Consider the following 17,068-nt stretch of genomic DNA (forward strand, 5'->3'; position numbering starts at 1 on the left):
CTTTTTCGATGCTATCTTCAAACAAGGTAGCATCGAAAAAATGTTAAAAGGAATTTCTCCTTAGTATCTTCTTATACTTGATGTAGTTTACATATTTGACCTTTTCTACGTTCTTTGATTACTTACTGAATAAAGTCATACAGATTTTTCGCTAACAATAAACAAGTTACTGTAATGAAAAGAGCACGAACATACCCACTTCCTTTTTTTATAGCAAATTGGGAACCAACAATCCCTCCAGCAATTTGAGCAATCCCCATTATAAAACCATACGCATAGTTTACTTGCCCTACATACATAAACATCAACAATGCCCCAACATTACTTCCTAAATTAAGAAGCTTCGCATTACCTGCTGCTTTTAAAAAATCATACCCGATAAATAAAAGAGAAAACATTAAAAACGAACCTGTTCCAGGACCTAGAAATCCATCATAAAAACCAATAGTAAAAACAAAAAAAGTAAAAATAATGACGTGTCGACCAGACAATTTCTTATGAGTGGAAATACTACCCCAATCCTTTTTGAATATCGTATAAATAGCCACCGCACCAAGCATGATCAGCATCAATGGCTTCAGTACTTCTGGGTTCATTAAATGGACGGTCCATGCCCCTATTATGGAACCTATGAAAGTGAGTGGAACTAATTTAAACGCCGATTTCAAATCAAGATTACCAGAACGATAAAACACAATATTACTAGTTGCACACCCCATTGTCGACGCTAGTTTATTCGTAGCTACTGCACTTGCTGGATTCAATCCTGTAAATAATAAAGCAGGTAAGGCAATGAGTCCACCACCACCTACAACTGAATCAATAAATGCAGCTAAAAATCCAAAAGCAATCAAAATCATTAATACGGATGGGTCTAAATAAAAATCCATGTTATTAACCTCCCCTTTAGTGACTATCAGAATAGTAACTAATAATTTGCTAAATGTAAACAGTTATTGTAACGTTGAAATATAAAGTGAAACTTTAATCAGTGGGGGGTTTTGTTCATCCCCCACTGATTATTAGCCCTCACCAATCGGGCTTTTACGGGCAGTTGATCCCCCACCTAACTTCTTTGCTTCCGCTGAATTTTGAGGTGGGGGTCTTACTGCCCGTTAAAGCGGGATAAAAGCAAACATCGGAGGACGAAAAAAGTGGATTACATAGTGCAACAGCTTAAAAAAATGGGTTTTAATGAATATGAAGCTAAATCTTATGTATCTCTTGTTAAACAAGGGCCTGTCACAGCCTACCAAGTGAGTAAGGATTCGGGTGTCCCAAGAGCGCGAATTTATGAGATTTTGGGTAACCTTGTAGAAAAAGGAATTGTCATGAAGGAAGAAATAAATGACACCACTCGCTATTCACCTCTACCGGTTGAAGTCTTTTTACAAAAGGCTCAATCAGAATGGCAGTCTACTTATGAAGGAATCAGTGATTCATTAAAAAAACTAGAAACTTCCGAGGAAAAAACGGATAATCGAGTGATTACGTTAAAAGACAATAAAACAATCATTAGCTATTGTCAGGCATTAATAAAAAAAGCAGAACAACGTATTGTCATTTCAATGTGGGATGAGATGTATGAAGCGTTAGAAGAGGATCTATCTGAAGTAGCTGATAAAGTTACAATACAAGGTATTACCCTGCATGTTGAAAATCCCATCAAAAATCTAGAAGCCCATCGTATAACACCTTATACAGAAACCTTATCTACAGAACATTGGTTCATTTTATCGATAGATTCTAAAGAGATGATTTATGGACCATCACTTGAAGAGCGTAATATTGCTTTTTATACAGATGACCCCGTTCATATATACCTATTAGAGGATTATGTATGGCATGATGTTTTAGTAAATCGACTTGTCCGACGTAGCCAAGATGATTTGCAGCAATGGATTACTGCAGAGAGAAGATCTTTCTTTATGGGAAAATAAGAAACATATTGAAAGAATCAAAAAATAAAGCATAAGTTAATGAAATGGAACACTTATGCTTTATTTTATTTGCAAAGCGATACTCGATCCTTTTCACTATTTCTCCTCGACAAACCGCCCAAACTCCTTCAAAAATCGCAGTTTAAAACTACCCACAGGTCCATTCCGATGCTTCGCCACATGAATCTCCGTCATCTCTTTCTGCATCGTCTCCTTATCATAATAATCCTCTCGATACATAAGCATAATGACATCCGCATCTTGCTCAATTTGTCCCGTCTCTCTTAAATCAGATAAAAGAGGGCGCTTATCTTGACGTGACTCTACGGAACGAGACAATTGCGACAACGCTACTACACAAACATGTAATTCACGTGCTAATACCTTAAGCTTACGCGAAATCTCACTAATCTCTTGAAATCGATTGCCCTTATGCTTCGGATCGCCCGTAATAAGCTGCAAGTAATCTACAATAATTAAAATCTTTTTATCACCGTGCTTCCTCTTTAACTTACGAGTTTGCATCCAAATATCTTGCACCGTAACTCCTGCATTGTCGTAAATCTCAAGCGGCAACTCACCAATCTCCGCAAACGCCTGACTCACCTTCTCCCAGTCTTCCATCGCAAAACGATGCTTCGGATTTTTCAGTCTGCCTCCTGACACCTCGCCTACGCAAGAAGCCATTCTTTTTAACAATTGCTTACTACTCATCTCTAATGAACACAATCCAACCGCCGCTCCAGACTTCGCCGCATGCAGTCCAACATTTAGCGCAAACGCAGTCTTCCCCATAGAAGGACGCGCACCAAGAACGACAAAATCACCTTCCTGCAATCCGCACGTCATTTTATTTAGCGATATATAACCAGTCTCAATACCAGTAATCTCTTTCGCATCTTGATGAAGCTCTTCATATAAATCAACTAACGCATCCTTCAAATCAAACTCACATACACAGTCCTTTTCCTCTAACTCGCAAAGTGCCGTAATCGTCTCACCAATAATTTTCTCATTCTTCTCCGCAATAAGACGCTCTCCCATCTTGTGCCCGAGAACACCAGCCTGATACATTTTCCAGGCACCTCGAACAAGCCCCTCATAATAAGAGAAGTTGCTAGTAGTAGGCACACCATCCATTAACCCGATAAAATACTCCATTCCCCCGATTCCCTGCAAAAATTTCGGATCTATCCTAGAAGTGAACGTCACAAGATCAATCGCTTGCCCCTCTTCTTCCATTTTTCGCATTAACTGAAATATAGACTTATGCACCGGCATCGAAAAATACTGCTCCGTCAAACGGCACTCCTTAATAAGCTCTCCATCAAGTAATAGAGAACCTAACACAGTCTTCTCCGCCTCCACATTTTGAATACTCATGGCCGCCACCCGCGCTCCGCTAAAAAGCGCTGCAACTCTTCCTCAGACGGCGCACTCTTCTCCCACTCCTCACACCTCGCCAAAAACTCCTCCGTCTCCCCCGTACTAACAGACGACTCCTTCTTCCGAAACTGAGCCGTATCCGCCTCAACCTCACACACTTTCGTAAACCCTTTCCCGTGCCACCCTCTCAAAATCCCCTTCACATAAGCAACCGTCCGCTTATTATTCTCAAACGCAATTTGAAGAGCCTTTAGCACAAGCTCCTCTGACAAATCTTCCATCCACGCACTCAATTCCTCCACCGTATGCGGAGACAAACTACCAAAATGTTGCTCATAAAAAGAAAACACGCGACTTCCCGTTTCCTCCTCTACAACCTCTTCTTCCTCTGCCTCCTCACAAATCGGATCGGCATCATCCACAGCCAAATCACCTGGCATACCGAAATGCGCTAACAGCATCGGAACATTCAGCTCCTCCTCTACGCATTTCTGAAGAAACATATGTACAAACTCCTTATTCTTCACACCCTTAAGCTCACGAAACACACACTTCTCCACATTCGTATTCGTCACAGGATTATAACGAAGCCAATTTAAAACAAATAACTCCCGAGTATCCGCATCATAAAGAATCTTTCCATAATCAACAAAGCGCTGCACAAGCTTATCGACAGTCTCCCGATTATAACCCGTCTCCATCTCAGCTAACCGCTTCGGAAAAGGAAAAATCCCGCACTGCGTCGTCTTCGAACAAGTCAACAAATACACATAAAAATACCGCTCCTCCGGCGTCAAATCCAAAACAAAATCATCCTGCCAAAAATTCACCTGCACATTACGATACACCGCCATCCTAATTCCTCCCGTCTCCGTTCAAAAGTGAAAACCTCTTCATAATATATATGGGAGGATGGCAGGGTTTTTGGCGTGTTATTTCAAAATTTTTTTCGACTCCTACTACGGTGTTTGTTGGTGTTTTTGTTTTGTTATGTTTTTTCTTAGTGATTTATTACTTGGTAGGGGCTTGTAAGGGGCTTATGAGGGGTTAATTATCGGTTAGTTCTTCTTCTGTTTTTTTGCAGATTTCTTTTATGTATTCTTCTTCGGATAGGGTTCTTGTTGTGGGTGTTTTTCCGTTAGCTTTTATGATTTGTGGGATTTTGTTTCGGATTAGTTTGTTGTAGGTTGGCATGGGGTTTTCCTCCGTTTAGTTTTTTCTTCTATTATAATGGAAAAGCAGTTTAACTAGTTGTTAAACTGCTTCATTGCTTCTTTTATATAGTTTTCTTCTTCAGTTGTGAAGAGAGCTGGGAATTTGGATAGTGGAAAGCTCGATTGATTAATTATATCCTCTATATCACTTTGAGGTGTATCAAGATAATTCGTTACCTCTTCTATTAAATTGAAAAATTCTTTCAAGCTAACTTGAACGTCATGATGACCCGGATCCTTCTCTTCTTCCTTATACTTTTTTAATTTCCCTATCACATCCATAAATCGCCGATCAAATTTTTCTTTTAGTTCCTTATTATTATAAAACGCTCGAACACTCTCTTTTGAAAAATGTTCCTCTAACCATTCCTTATTTTCTTTCTCCCATATAAAAGTTTGCAAAAATGAAGAAAACAAAGCGATATCCACTTGTTCTTCCTTTTGAAACTTCTTCGTCATCTCATCCATATGCGAAAGTACCTTCGCAATTCTTTCTTGCTCTGCCAAAAGCAATTCCCTTTGAAAATGCATTTGCCTTAAAAATTCTTCCGTCTCTATATCACGCTGCAATATAATATTTTGAATTTCCCCAAGTGAAAAACCGAGATGCTTAAACGATTGAATTTGCTGTAGCACATACAAATCATCTTTCGTATATAATCGATGCCCACCCTCAGTATAATCACTTGGCTTTAATAAATTAATTTTGTCATAATAACGAAGCGTCCGCACCGTAACATCCCCAACACTTGCAAACTCACTAATCATCCACGCCATATCATCACCTACTCCGCTAACTTCTCTGTCACATACTGGAGCATATGAGAAAAACTCATCTCATTCTGCCTACAATATTGAAACAAACCTACAACAAGCAATACAAGGGGACCATTCCCTCTATAACGATTTTCATACTCATTAATACCATCATAAAAGTACTCATACTTTCTATTTCGTAAAACGATATAAATCGCAATAAACAACACTGCAATCATAATAAAAATTCGCTTTCCCCTTATCTCCACTTCTTGTTTCATCACCTATTCTCCTTCCACCGTGTACTTATCTTCTTTAAAGAACGGAATTAGAATGAAATAACGATATGGTTCATCGCGTATTACTTTCCACGCAACAATAATTACTTGAACGACCTCAAAGGCAAATACAATCCAAAACAAAACATCACTAATACGTGAACTAATATTAAATAGAAGAAAGATTAATAAATGAAAGTTGAACGCCTTTCGGCAATGATATTTGTACACCTCATTTTTCCGTGCCAATGTAATGTACATGAGTAGTGGTGAAAAGATTCCTATTGCGGCTGAGAGTAGTAACATGATGATGGTGTTTCTTTTTTCTTTTGTGGTGGTTTTCATGAGTGGTTTTGCCCCCCTTTTTGATTTGCCTTCTTTAGGTTAGGGGATGACGTTGGGGGAGGTGCAAGAAAGAAACTATAATTAGTTCTGAAAAAATAGACACAATGAAACATCTTACATACCCCACTGTGTCTATTTATCTCATAAAAACTGATTATCTATCAAAAAACATTTGAAATAAATACTCCAACCAAAATAACATACATGTAATAAATATCCCAAACACTACATTTTCATTAAATTTCTTAAAAATAGCGTTCCATTTAACAACAATATATTGATTCACAACACACCAATAGAAGAGAAACAAGATTGAAATACCAGTCAAAGGAATCATAAAATTCACCCCTTTTCCCCCTTTCATTTTTATGATTCACCTATTATATCTCCGCTAAATTAAAAGATCAACCGTATACAGGCTCTTTAAATACTAAGAATTTATCTAGTCACGAATTCCCTTCACCTTACGCTCTATGAAAATCACTTAAAAATTTTAAAAGCCTTGGCAAGGAGGACCTCCTATTATTTCTAGCTTTCAACATGATTAACAATACAAAAACCACCTCAAACAAATATACCGTCCAAAGTGGTTTTCTAAAACTTTCATATCATTATTAAATTACTACTTCAATCTATCCTGCAACGCACTAATATTAATAATAACAGGACTCCCCGACTTCAACGTACCATCCTTCTGTAACATTGGTCCAGAAGTAATACATTGGCCTTTCTTCAATGTTGCAAGTCGTTTTTCCCATTCTTTACGTACAGCTGAATCTTGCGCAAGGTTTGATGCAATAGCACTAATTTCATTTTCTGGCGGCATGAAATACACTTTTTGGCTTGAATTTTGTAGTCGTGAAATTTCATCCGTTGTAAATTGGCCTTTTAATGATTGTGTTGCATACCAACCTGACCAGCCAAATTTCCTTCCTTCAGTTAAAATTTTGGCACTTGGCGATTTCTCTCTATGATCAAGATTTTGTGCTTCATCTAATATAACTGGGAATGGTTTATTTTTATCTCCGTGGTGCAATTGATAATTCCAAATATCCCATAAGATAAATTCTGTAATCATGAGCTGTACATCTCTATTAAAACCTGTTAATTGTACAATAAACACTTTACCTTCTTGGTTCAGTATGTCTCCCCAATTATATACAGCATTATGATTAAATGGATTCTTATCAATAAATGGCTTAATTTGTGACCTTGCTGTTTTAGCTGGTCCAGAAGTATCTTCTTCTAACTCCGCTAATAAATAATTTAAATTCATATCCTCACCATATTTATCTAAACCACGCATTACCGCTTCATATATAGCGTTTTGTTGCTGGATACCTAAATCTTTATATACAGCAGAAAATACACTTTTAATTCTTTCAGCAACATCTGTATTATCTTCATCGATATAAATTCCTTCATCCAATTCTTTTTGATTTCGTCTAAATGGATTTATTGGGAATTTGTCTTTTGCTACTAGGAATTGTTCAACATTATCTTGCAGTTTCTCTTTAAATTCCGGTTCTAACTTAGAATTCTTAAATCCATCTGTATAGTCAAATATCATACTAGAAATTCCATTTTGCGCCAGTTCAAGAAGCAGACATTGAATGAAATAACTCTTACCTTGCCCTGATTTACCCGAAATTAAAATATGTCTATTTGCTAGCTCTGGATTTCCGAATTCCCAATATATTTCTTGAGTCGATCCCTCTACTGTTCCTAACAAAACACGGATGTCCTTTAATTCTTTTTCTTCTTCAGAATGAGGTACAGTTGGAACGACTTTATTGCTAGAGTTTTTTAAATCTTGATTGAAGTCATGATTCTGATTCAATAATCTATCTGGATTAATATCAGTCCCACCAGAATGGATTTTCATTTTGAGTGCCTCAATTTCTTCGACTACTCCTTCATATCCATCCTCTTCGGTTAATTCCACTAATAAAATATCTTCTTCTATTTTCATGGACCTCCATGATTGTTCCTTTTTGAATGATAAAATTGCTCCTTTTCCGATTTTATCATCCAAATGTCCACTCATTTCGTAATCATCATTTAATAATCTTTTCTTTAGTTCTTCAATTTTCTCATAAGATTTTTCTGGCCAAATGTTGTTTGTAATAAATTTCTTGGCATTTGCTAGCAATAACTGTACAAAGAAGTTTCGGAAAAACTTATGTTTAAATACATGTAAACCATCTTCACTTGTTTTAGAAAGTTGCGTATCAAATAGTCGCTTAGTAGCATTAATTTGCTCTTTTGCTTTTGCAATAGCACTGTCTTGATTTAAGCCGATTTTCACTTCCACTGGATAATAATGCACTGATAAATTATCATCTTGCATTTCTACTCCGATTAACAGTAAATCGTCACTATGTGCACCTTTTCCGCCTAGATTTTTCGCAGAAAATACACCTTCACTTTTCGTTAATTTCACCGCTCCAGCAACACGCAATATTTCTTCTAATGAGATAGGAACCCATAAAATATTCTCATGATCTAAAGCACTTAATATATACTTCACAGCTGAAATAATACTTAACTTTTCTCTTGAGAATTGTCCCTTACTTCCTATAATTCGTAGTAACCACTCACCATTTAAACTATTGAAAGCTCTAATAGCTGTATTAATTTTTTCAGGTGTCGATACAATTTCTTTTTCCGCTAAATACTGTTCAATAACCGCTCGGTATTGTCTTGCTTTATCCGTTACTGTAATTGCATCATACTGACTTGATGAAGAATATTGATCACTATAATGAATAACCAATAAATTACGTGATGAATCTTGGAAGAAATCTAAACCTACATTAGGTTCAATAAATGTTACCCAATAAGAAGATTCATATAAATGTTCTAAAACTTGTTCATCATAGGTAGATGTTCTCGTAACAATTGTTTCGTTCTTACGATAAGGGTTTGTACCATCGTTATTTAAATTACTTCCTAATTCATTCATTCCTCTAGCAGTTTGAATTAACAAATGTTCATTATTCAATACATTTTTTAATCCAAATCCTGTACGATAATCTACTTCTGTACTAATAGATGATAGAGATGATAACATTCCATTTAAAGATAATCCTGTTTCAATATCTTCCATTGTACTTTTCGCATGCTTCTCATTTGAAATCATTTTATAGAATGAAATATGAGCGTAACCATATTCTTTCGTACCAATAAGTTTATAATAGAAAACATTTTCTCGAATCAGCCTTAATACGTCTACAGCATCGAGATTCTTTGATGCTAACGATAACTCAAAGAACTCCTCGAATTTTTGAACATCATCATATATAGAAAACTTTTCAAAGGCGCTTAGTATATTACTCTCATGATATAAAGCAACCTCTACTGGTATAATTTTGGACGGCCCTTTTTTATCTACCTGCTTCTTAATAAACTGTACTAAACCTCTTACAACTTCTTTATCATTATTTATATTAATCACATTGATTCGTATCGGAGACTTAGATTCTTGTAAAAATAAGTATTGGAAATGCTCCACAAATTGTTGAAGCTTTTCTTCAACTACATTAGCTAAAAATGCATTTGATTCCCCAATCGCAACCTTATGAAGTGGTTCATAAACAATCCATTCAGGCGCTTCATTTTGAGAAACTGGACGATACAATTCATCATTCTGTCCATATATATATGGCAATAGATTGTTAGGGTGCATACGATTTAAAATATGCATCTCAATTACTTCATTTTTCATTTCATCATTAATACTTAACTGGTAGGCAACATTAAGAGGATGCAACGGTGTTAGTATAACTCTTTGTTCCTCTTCAATAACTCCCAATTTAAATAGGTTCTTTTCTTCTTCTTTTAACATTACATTTTCTTGTATATGAGCAACGCTTTCGTTAAAAGCTTTCAAGTATCTTATGGACAACTCTCTTAATTGATCATCCACAAAACAAAGACTAGGAACCGTATTATTAAATTTATAGTAATTTAATAATTCTTGGTACACCTCTCTCAATGATGGATTAATTGCTAATTCAACCTTATTTAGGCCTGATACCCCTCTAACTGCAAAAGCAATTTCATTTTCAACCCATACTCTCTCGTCTTGCAAATAATTTCGAAATCCTTCTCGTGCTGAAAATTCCCTTGCACCTTGTTTTAATTTATTTGTATCAAGGTTATATTCAAAGCTTTCTTGATGTTCTCTTTTTAATTTCCATATCCTTTCTCCTGATACTGGAACAGTCTTTGCAACCTGCTCTCTAATAAGAATAGGAATTAAAGATGTTTCAATTTGAACAGAAAATGATAAGCTATCATCATTCCATGCAGGGGAAGATTCAGAGACTTCAAAACTTCCACCTTGCCAATTTATAATCTGTGCATCTTCCTCAATAAATACTTCTTCTGGCTCATTAGAAATATCTCCAAAAATAATACATTCTTCAGCTTTATTCATAACTACATTTTTCTTATTCACATTCACTTCATAAATTGTTTGCAGAGATTGTAAAAACGCGGCTTCACATTCTACAACAGCAATATGAAACTCATATTTCGACTTAGATTGCATTTTATGTGTATATACAACTTTATGGAATGAAGTTACATTTTTCTTGTGCGCTAAACTAACAGTTAGCTTTTTCCCAGATATCCCACAAAAACCCTGTGAATTTTTATGAATATATTCCTTCTTCAACTTTTCTTCAAATTCAAAGTTCAGATTGATATTTTCTATCTGTGTAGGATTAAATACAATGATATGTCGTTTACGTCTTCCAGCCTTTGTATCAGCCTGTGCTTTCTCCCAGTACAACAAACCCTCTTTTGAATATTTTTTTGTGGATTCACTGTATTCTAGCGCACGATCTGTTGCTATCAAATTGTCATTAGACTCTTTAACAAAAACATAATCCTCTTGCTGCCAATCTTCTTTCTTTAAACGAGTAACACCCTTCTCATCAAATAATTTTTCTAATTGACTCTCTAAATGCTCATACTCGTGCATATGTTGTACTTTCTCAAAGAATGAAGCATTCTCTTCTAATCTTTTTTTCATTTGAGCTGAAGTGAATTGATTTAAATTTTCATCATAGAAAATGCCTAAATTAGAATAATCTTCTCTAGTAATCTCTTGTTTTGATAAAAAACCAAGAATTTCTTCATAATCCCAAAGAGATGGTCGCACAATTGTATCATCCAATTTTTTACGTAAATAAAATGATAGTACTTCCTTTTCATCTTTGTTTAACTTAGAAGTTTCAATTTCCTCTTTTAATGTTTTCAAAATTGATTTCACATTAAATGGCATACCTTCTTTTTGTAAATCACTGCTCCCACCCTTAATACTGTCCAGTGTCTCATGACATATACTAAGTAAAGCTGTTTTCTCCCAAACATCCTTTTGTTCACCGACTTCATTACGAAGTGTTACTAAAAAGTCCGGAGTAACATTTGCCGATGTAGTCGCAACAACTACTTTCATTTCCTCTGAAACCTTAATAGCAATCGTTTCGTATGGAGCTCCTTGCTTATGCTGATAATAAAACGCCTGCGATAAATCTTGTTCTTTTAATGTGTCATAAAATGCTTGCACTTGTTCATGATTATCAAATTGAAGGTAAAATCGCTCTCCACCTCTAAGATTTTCCGCTTGTAAATAATTTATTAGTTTATCTGAAAGATAATTATAAAATTGGTTTAACATACTGTGCATCACCGCTATCACTTTTTTTGTCTATTAAATTCAGCTTATCAAATAACTGTACAATTTCTTCTTTTGAATAACGATCGAAGAATAAACCTCTAGCCTCTAAATCTATAAATACTTGCTTCAAAGGTTTTCTTTCCTTTTTTAAACTCAATGCTGTTAGTAGCAATAACATATCTTGACTAATATTAAGCATATAACCAAGTGAACCTCGAGTTTTTAAGAAATATTTTTTCCCAACCTCTTCTATTGATAAAGAGTATCTATGTCGAGGGCCTTGCATCGTATCTTTTTCATAGGCTTCTTCTATACTACGGAATAAGGATTGTACAAGCGTATCATATTCTAATTCTAAATTTCCTTCATAAGCCCCAAGACCTAAATGTCTTCTATATTCCATAACCCAATCACAAAGCATCTCTAAAAATACTTTTTTATCCTCATCAGATAATTGCTGATATGTTTCCTTTAATTCAGGATAGCCACCTGCTTTTTCTACTCCCATTAGGAAATTTAAATGTTCTAAGCAATTAATATGTAGTAGTAAATGTCTACCTGTATCTTTAATCATTTGATAACCATGAGTATAACCTTTTCTATTCCTACTCGTAGACTCCCAGTCAAGTGTAAAATAAACTTCGTTGTTCTCACTAAAGTTCGCTTTCCCAACTTGTGAAAGCTTTAAAGTCAATTGAGTAATATATAAAAAGTAATAATAACTAAGAAACAAGTGATAATGAGTTCTAAAATAATCTTTATGTTCCGCTAAAAATTGAAAATCTTCTTTGAATAGCTTCGAGATAAATGGAATTTGATTAATATAAGGACGGCGTTCTTTTTCGTCGCTCTCCAAATGATTTAATTGTTTTAACACAAGACGTGACATTAAATCTGTTGAATCGCTTTTTCCAAAAATCTCTTCTACTGTTTCTTTTTCACCTAATAAGACGTCTAAAAGGAATCTAGCAATATCTTGTTCTCCTTTTTTATCAGCCTTATCACTTAATGGTAAATATTGAAACAAATGCAAATGAAAAATTTTAATTATATTGTCACTATCCTGCAGAAAGGTACGTAGTATTTGTTCAAATTGCGACTTATCTTGCTTTGATACATCAACAGATTTACTAATCTCTCCAATAAGTTCTTCTAGGTTAACTTCCATTTTTAACTTATTTCCGCTGACTAGACGCGTAAACTCTCCTAATACTCCCTGAAACCCTTTTGCAAATTTTGCCCGCTCTGTTCCTCGGGTAGAGAAAGGTAACAGAGGAGCTTTTTTATTTATTGTATGTTTTAATCCTAATTTTTCTGATTTAATACTCAGCGAGCTTTTTAAATCCTCTAAATTCTCTCTTACAATCATTTTTTAATCCCTTCTAAACGTAAATTCTTCAAAATCTTCGTCGTATGTTAGTTTAAACATTCCATTTTCATTAGATTGAACAAACAATAATTCTTTTTCTCTATTTCCTAATTTCATTATCTTATCCACAAATTCAACGAACTGAATACAATCTTCTTTATCCTTTTTATTCGGACGATAACCTTTTGAAAGTTTAACCATCATTTCATATAACGGATAATCAATTTCTAAATATACAGGTGCTACTTTATCTTCATTAGAAAAAGCAAGTAATATATTTAATTTAAATCGATTTAAAACCTCTGGTTCTACCCCTTTCAAATGTCCTACAAATGGCTTGATTTTAAGAGACTGTGCCACCTGAGTAGTATCATTTGAATAATCCATAAATACATAATCTGATTTCGGACGTCCGTTCCACAAGAATATCGATTCTCTCGCTAAATTATACATCTCTCTTAAATCAGATCGATTCCCCTTATTAAAGGCATATAAATATTCCATATATTTTTTATAATTTTCATCCGCAAACATTTCATTCAAAACGGGAGATAAAAAGAATGACATACGTATTAATGTTTTATTGAATACCTGTCTAGATGAATCACTTAGCTCAAAGAAAGACCCCATCTCTTCTAGCTCTTCTATCCATCCATCAAGTCCATGTAAATCCAAATGCTTTTGGAAAGTATTCTTCATATTTACTGAATTGTTTAGCTCAATTAGCATTTGGTCTACACTATTTGAACGTAAATGAATTGGATCCATTTTAGAAATAACTGCTAGTAAATTTGATTTTTCTTGACCATCAAATAATAAATTCGGCAATAAGGCTTCGGTTTTTTCCATCATACCTGCCCCCAGAAAATCTTCATTCCCATGAGAAGGTACTAAAATATCATAAATAAAATTAAGCATAGAACGTGTCGAAATAATCATCTTATGCTTAACTATTGCTTCAATTAATATACTTAAAACACCATCTCGTATTTGTTGCTGTTGCAATAACTCATAATTCACCATGAAGAATCCATTTATACCACGTTGCTTATCCTTCAAATAGGCTTGATAGAATGGATTTTTTTCTGACTCAACCACAATTCGCTTTAAAATAGATGAAAAGTAATCTGATTTTGGCCCTTCACTAGTTAATTCAAAAGGTTGATAATCACTAAAGCTAATCAAGTGGAAATTACCGCTTTGTTGATTAGTAGCAACTTCATTTGCCTCGAATATTCCTGATTCCTCAATAAATTTCGTTAAAATTTGATAGTGCTCTTTTGCATAATCTGATTCAATAAAGTTATGCAGAACTCCTAGGTTAATAGCTAAAATTAGCTTGCATCTAGAACCATCAATCTCACTGTCACTATATGGCTTTAATACTTCCGCTAATGTATCAAGGGAACTCTTTTGTGGATCAAAACTTTCCGTAGCATCATTATGCACCGAAAACTCTCCCATCAATTCAGGATATTTATTTTTGACATACGATAATAAATGTGATTTCCCATCTCCAACGCTACCACACAAGAAAATTAATTGACTTGTATTTTGCCCAGCTGCTGCTGTTAGAGCAGACATCATATCGTTCTGTATCGTTCTTTCAACATGTAAATAATCCTTAAACGAACTAAATTCATTAGGATTTTCGATAGCCTCTTGAGATGATTCTTTCAGCTTCGAGAGTTCTGCTAGTAAATAGCTCTCTCCTTCTCCTAAAATAAAATCATCATACACAAAATTGTTATCTGCTTCTTCTTCATTATCCACAGACTGTTTATCTTCAATTTCTAACCCTACTGCAATCTCAGCGTTATTTATTTCTGTTAATTCCTCAGTTTGATTTGATGTATTTTGTTTACTTGCAATCTCAATTAGCATTTTTAACTTTTCTTCTAAACTAGCAGATATCTTTTCTTCTAATTTCTCCACAATATGTACACTACTCTTCGGCTGTGGATGTTTGTATTTCGGGGCAACAAACTCATAACTCCCGTATATCTCCATAAACCACACTGCGATTTGGAATAGATTTTTATGCATTTTAAAAGCACTCTCTACTCCACTTTCAATATGTTCATGTGCCGCTTTATTTCCTAGATAACGAATTGTATCAAACGCACGTGAAATTTCCTTTGATAAAATATCTTCTCTTTCTAACTTTTGGATACGTTCTACTTGCTTTAAATATTGTACGTCGTACAGTTCATGCTCTTCCGCAATGCGTTTTGATAATAGCTCTGCAAATATTCTTCCCTTAATTAAAACCGATTGGGGATCTTGATAAAAAATATTTTCAATATCCCTACCCATCTCCGATAACTCAGGGAAGATCTCTTGTAGAAAATCAAATGTATATTTCTCCAATGATGTAACACCTCTTAATATAAAAATACGTTTCGAATATATTCCATATTATACAATATCTATAGAGGAATTGTTGGTATTAAGAAAAAGGAAATTAGTGGATTATCATTCCACAATAAAATTGATTATTCCCCTATTACCTCCTTCATTCTCAATTCAAAAAAAATAACCCAAGCCTATAACTATAGCACCCAGGTTATCCCAACACTTTATTATTTTAAATATCTCCTAAACATATGTTATATATGTTTCCTAAAATAAACTCAACTGCACAATACTATCCATCTTCTCTTCTTCTTCGTTAATCTCTAAAATCCTCTCACCCATTCGTTCCACCAAGTCAACCACTAAAGCATTACCCATACAAAAGTATCTATTTCTTTGTGGCATCCCCGTATTCGTCCAATCCATCGGGAAACCATTTAATAACTCACATTCAGCTGGCGTTAAATATCTTAGCCTTTTTGTATAAGGATCTTCAATTACATGGGAACTTCTATTACATGTTCCTTCACTTGTTAACATTGTGCGTCCAGGCTTATCTAAATCATCAGGGAAAGCCATTCCTCCCTCAGAGTAGAAATATTTATGACCTGTTGCTTTTGATACTCTTTCTTCTTTTTTAGGACCTTTAAGATACTTGAGTTCCTCAAATTCCGTTCTGCCCTTTTTGTTAACCTTATCCATTTTCAAATAATATGATTCATCTGCAGGGCCAAATTTATCATATACTTTTTGAACAACTTCACCTAAAGTCTCTGGATTTTCAGTTACCGGAACTACTTCTTCAGTATAAACTTGTCCATCCATCATTACGCCAGAATTATAGTATTCAGCTTTAAATGTATCAGAAACCTCAATAATATCGACCGGCAACCCAAATTGCCCTCTTTTTTTGTTTTCCTCAGGCGCTTCATGCACTTTAAAAATCGGAGCGAAAAATCCATTTTCACACAATATCTCTAACGGCTTCATTTTACTTTGAACAAATGTGAAATGAGATTCTTTTAAGTACGCAAAAATAAATACTCTTCGTCTTCTTTGTGAATTCCCATAATCCGCAGCGTTAATGACTCTCCATTCCACTACATATCCTGCATCTCTAAAGCTCGCCAGCATAATAGAAAAGTCACGACCTCTTTGTTTTGCTGGTGACTTCAATAATCTATCTACATTCTCTAACAAAACAAATCTTGGCTTGCGAGAATTAACTATGTTCATTATCTCCCAAAAAAGAACACCTTTTTTCCCTTGTATTCCTTTTTCATTTGATAAAGTACGTGCTACAGAATAGTCTTGGCAAGGGAAACCTCCTACTAATAAATCATGCTCAGGTATTTCCGGCCAAGCTTCCGCTATATCTCTATTTACATGTATTCCTTTATTTTCAAAGCGAGTTGCATAACAATTAAATGCATGTTGTGCTTTAGTTGAGGGTTCCCACTGGTTTCCCCAAAGAACTTCAAAGTTTTCGTTTGCTTCTAGTCCTAATCTAAAACCTCCTACTCCCGCGAAAAGTTCTACTACTTTCACCATAAATACACGAACATCCTTTCGGTATTTTATTTATCTATGCTTCATTATAATAAAAAGTGAGGAAAAGATCAACTATAACATTTCAAGAACCGTACTTTTTTGTATTTCCTTGTTTGGCTTGTACCAATTAAGAAAACTGTTCGCACTTTATCAATATTATAAAGGACATGACTCCTCTTGAATAA

General features: G+C 34.8%; 11 protein-coding genes and 1 pseudogene. 1 reads left to right on the forward strand and 11 read right to left on the reverse strand.

Annotation, left to right across the window (positions count from 1 at the left end; translation table 11 throughout):
• Positions 1–122: 122 nt before the first annotated feature.
• Positions 123–890, reverse strand: coding sequence for a TSUP family transporter (locus QCI44_RS23370; protein ID WP_016133782.1), 768 nt, complete (start codon positions 888–890; stop codon positions 123–125).
• A gap of 264 nt (positions 891–1,154) precedes the next feature.
• Between QCI44_RS23370 and QCI44_RS23375 the strand changes: the two genes are divergently transcribed.
• Positions 1,155–1,940, forward strand: coding sequence for a TrmB family transcriptional regulator (locus QCI44_RS23375; RefSeq protein ID WP_016089082.1), 786 nt, complete (start codon positions 1,155–1,157; stop codon positions 1,938–1,940).
• A gap of 96 nt (positions 1,941–2,036) precedes the next feature.
• Here the strand turns inward: QCI44_RS23375 and dnaB are convergent, their stop codons facing one another.
• From dnaB to dcm, 10 genes and pseudogenes are all read right to left on the reverse strand, one after another.
• Complete coding sequence (dnaB, locus tag QCI44_RS23380) at positions 2,037–3,323, reverse strand: replicative DNA helicase (protein ID WP_016133781.1); 1,287 nt, start codon at positions 3,321–3,323, stop codon at positions 2,037–2,039.
• Entirely contained in the window at positions 3,320–4,180 is an 861-nt protein-coding gene (locus QCI44_RS23385; protein ID WP_016133780.1) for a DnaD domain-containing protein, read from the reverse strand. The genes dnaB and QCI44_RS23385 overlap by 4 nt, the downstream gene beginning before the upstream one ends.
• 199 nt (positions 4,181–4,379) lie before the next feature.
• Positions 4,380–4,520: pseudogene (locus QCI44_RS23390) on the reverse strand (nucleoside triphosphate pyrophosphohydrolase); the annotation flags it as partial.
• Positions 4,521–4,573: 53 nt separating this feature from the next.
• A complete protein-coding gene (locus tag QCI44_RS23395) occupies positions 4,574–5,317 on the reverse strand; it encodes a MerR family transcriptional regulator (RefSeq protein WP_016133778.1) in 744 nt (247 codons plus the stop codon).
• 8 nt (positions 5,318–5,325) lie between these two features.
• Positions 5,326–5,577 (reverse strand): hypothetical protein, encoded by a 252-nt coding sequence (locus QCI44_RS23400; RefSeq protein ID WP_016133777.1) that lies wholly within the window; start codon positions 5,575–5,577, stop codon positions 5,326–5,328.
• A 3-nt stretch (positions 5,578–5,580) separates the two neighbouring features.
• The gene (locus QCI44_RS23405; RefSeq protein WP_016133776.1) at positions 5,581–5,919 is read right to left on the reverse strand and encodes a DUF4870 domain-containing protein; all 339 of its coding nucleotides are present in this window, start codon (positions 5,917–5,919) and stop codon (positions 5,581–5,583) included.
• Positions 5,920–6,541: 622 nt separating this feature from the next.
• Positions 6,542–11,608 (reverse strand): DNA phosphorothioation-dependent restriction protein DptH, encoded by a 5,067-nt coding sequence (dptH, locus tag QCI44_RS23410; RefSeq protein WP_016133774.1) that lies wholly within the window; start codon positions 11,606–11,608, stop codon positions 6,542–6,544.
• A complete protein-coding gene (gene dptG, locus QCI44_RS23415; RefSeq protein ID WP_016133773.1) occupies positions 11,589–12,977 on the reverse strand; it encodes a DNA phosphorothioation-dependent restriction protein DptG in 1,389 nt (462 codons plus the stop codon). The genes dptH and dptG overlap by 20 nt, the downstream gene beginning before the upstream one ends.
• 3 nt (positions 12,978–12,980) lie before the next feature.
• Entirely contained in the window at positions 12,981–15,347 is a 2,367-nt protein-coding gene (gene dptF / locus QCI44_RS23420) for a DNA phosphorothioation-dependent restriction protein DptF (protein WP_353811459.1), read from the reverse strand.
• A gap of 252 nt (positions 15,348–15,599) precedes the next feature.
• Positions 15,600–16,883, reverse strand: coding sequence for a DNA (cytosine-5-)-methyltransferase (dcm, locus tag QCI44_RS23425; protein ID WP_016133771.1), 1,284 nt, complete (start codon positions 16,881–16,883; stop codon positions 15,600–15,602).
• Between the last annotated feature and the right edge of the window lie 185 nt (positions 16,884–17,068).

This window comes from Bacillus cereus group sp. RP37, from assembly GCF_040459695.1.
Classification (GTDB): Bacteria; Bacillota; Bacilli; order Bacillales; family Bacillaceae_G; genus Bacillus_A.

Bases quoted from the DNA above. Each gene is read 5' to 3' on its own strand.
- QCI44_RS23370 (WP_016133782.1), bottom strand. From the start codon at position 890: ATGGATTTTTATTTAGACCCATCCGTATTAATGATTTTGATTGCTTTT.
- dnaB (WP_016133781.1), bottom strand. From the start codon at position 3,323: ATGAGTATTCAAAATGTGGAGGCGGAGAAGACTGTGTTAGGTTCTCTA.
- QCI44_RS23385 (WP_016133780.1), bottom strand. From the start codon at position 4,180: ATGGCGGTGTATCGTAATGTGCAGGTGAATTTTTGGCAGGATGATTTT.
- QCI44_RS23395 (WP_016133778.1), bottom strand. From the start codon at position 5,317: ATGGCGTGGATGATTAGTGAGTTTGCAAGTGTTGGGGATGTTACGGTG.
- QCI44_RS23400 (WP_016133777.1), bottom strand. From the start codon at position 5,577: ATGAAACAAGAAGTGGAGATAAGGGGAAAGCGAATTTTTATTATGATT.
- QCI44_RS23405 (WP_016133776.1), bottom strand. From the start codon at position 5,919: ATGAAAACCACCACAAAAGAAAAAAGAAACACCATCATCATGTTACTA.
- dptH (WP_016133774.1), bottom strand. From the start codon at position 11,608: ATGTTAAACCAATTTTATAATTATCTTTCAGATAAACTAATAAATTAT.
- dptG (WP_016133773.1), bottom strand. From the start codon at position 12,977: ATGATTGTAAGAGAGAATTTAGAGGATTTAAAAAGCTCGCTGAGTATT.
- dcm (WP_016133771.1), bottom strand. From the start codon at position 16,883: ATGGTGAAAGTAGTAGAACTTTTCGCGGGAGTAGGAGGTTTTAGATTA.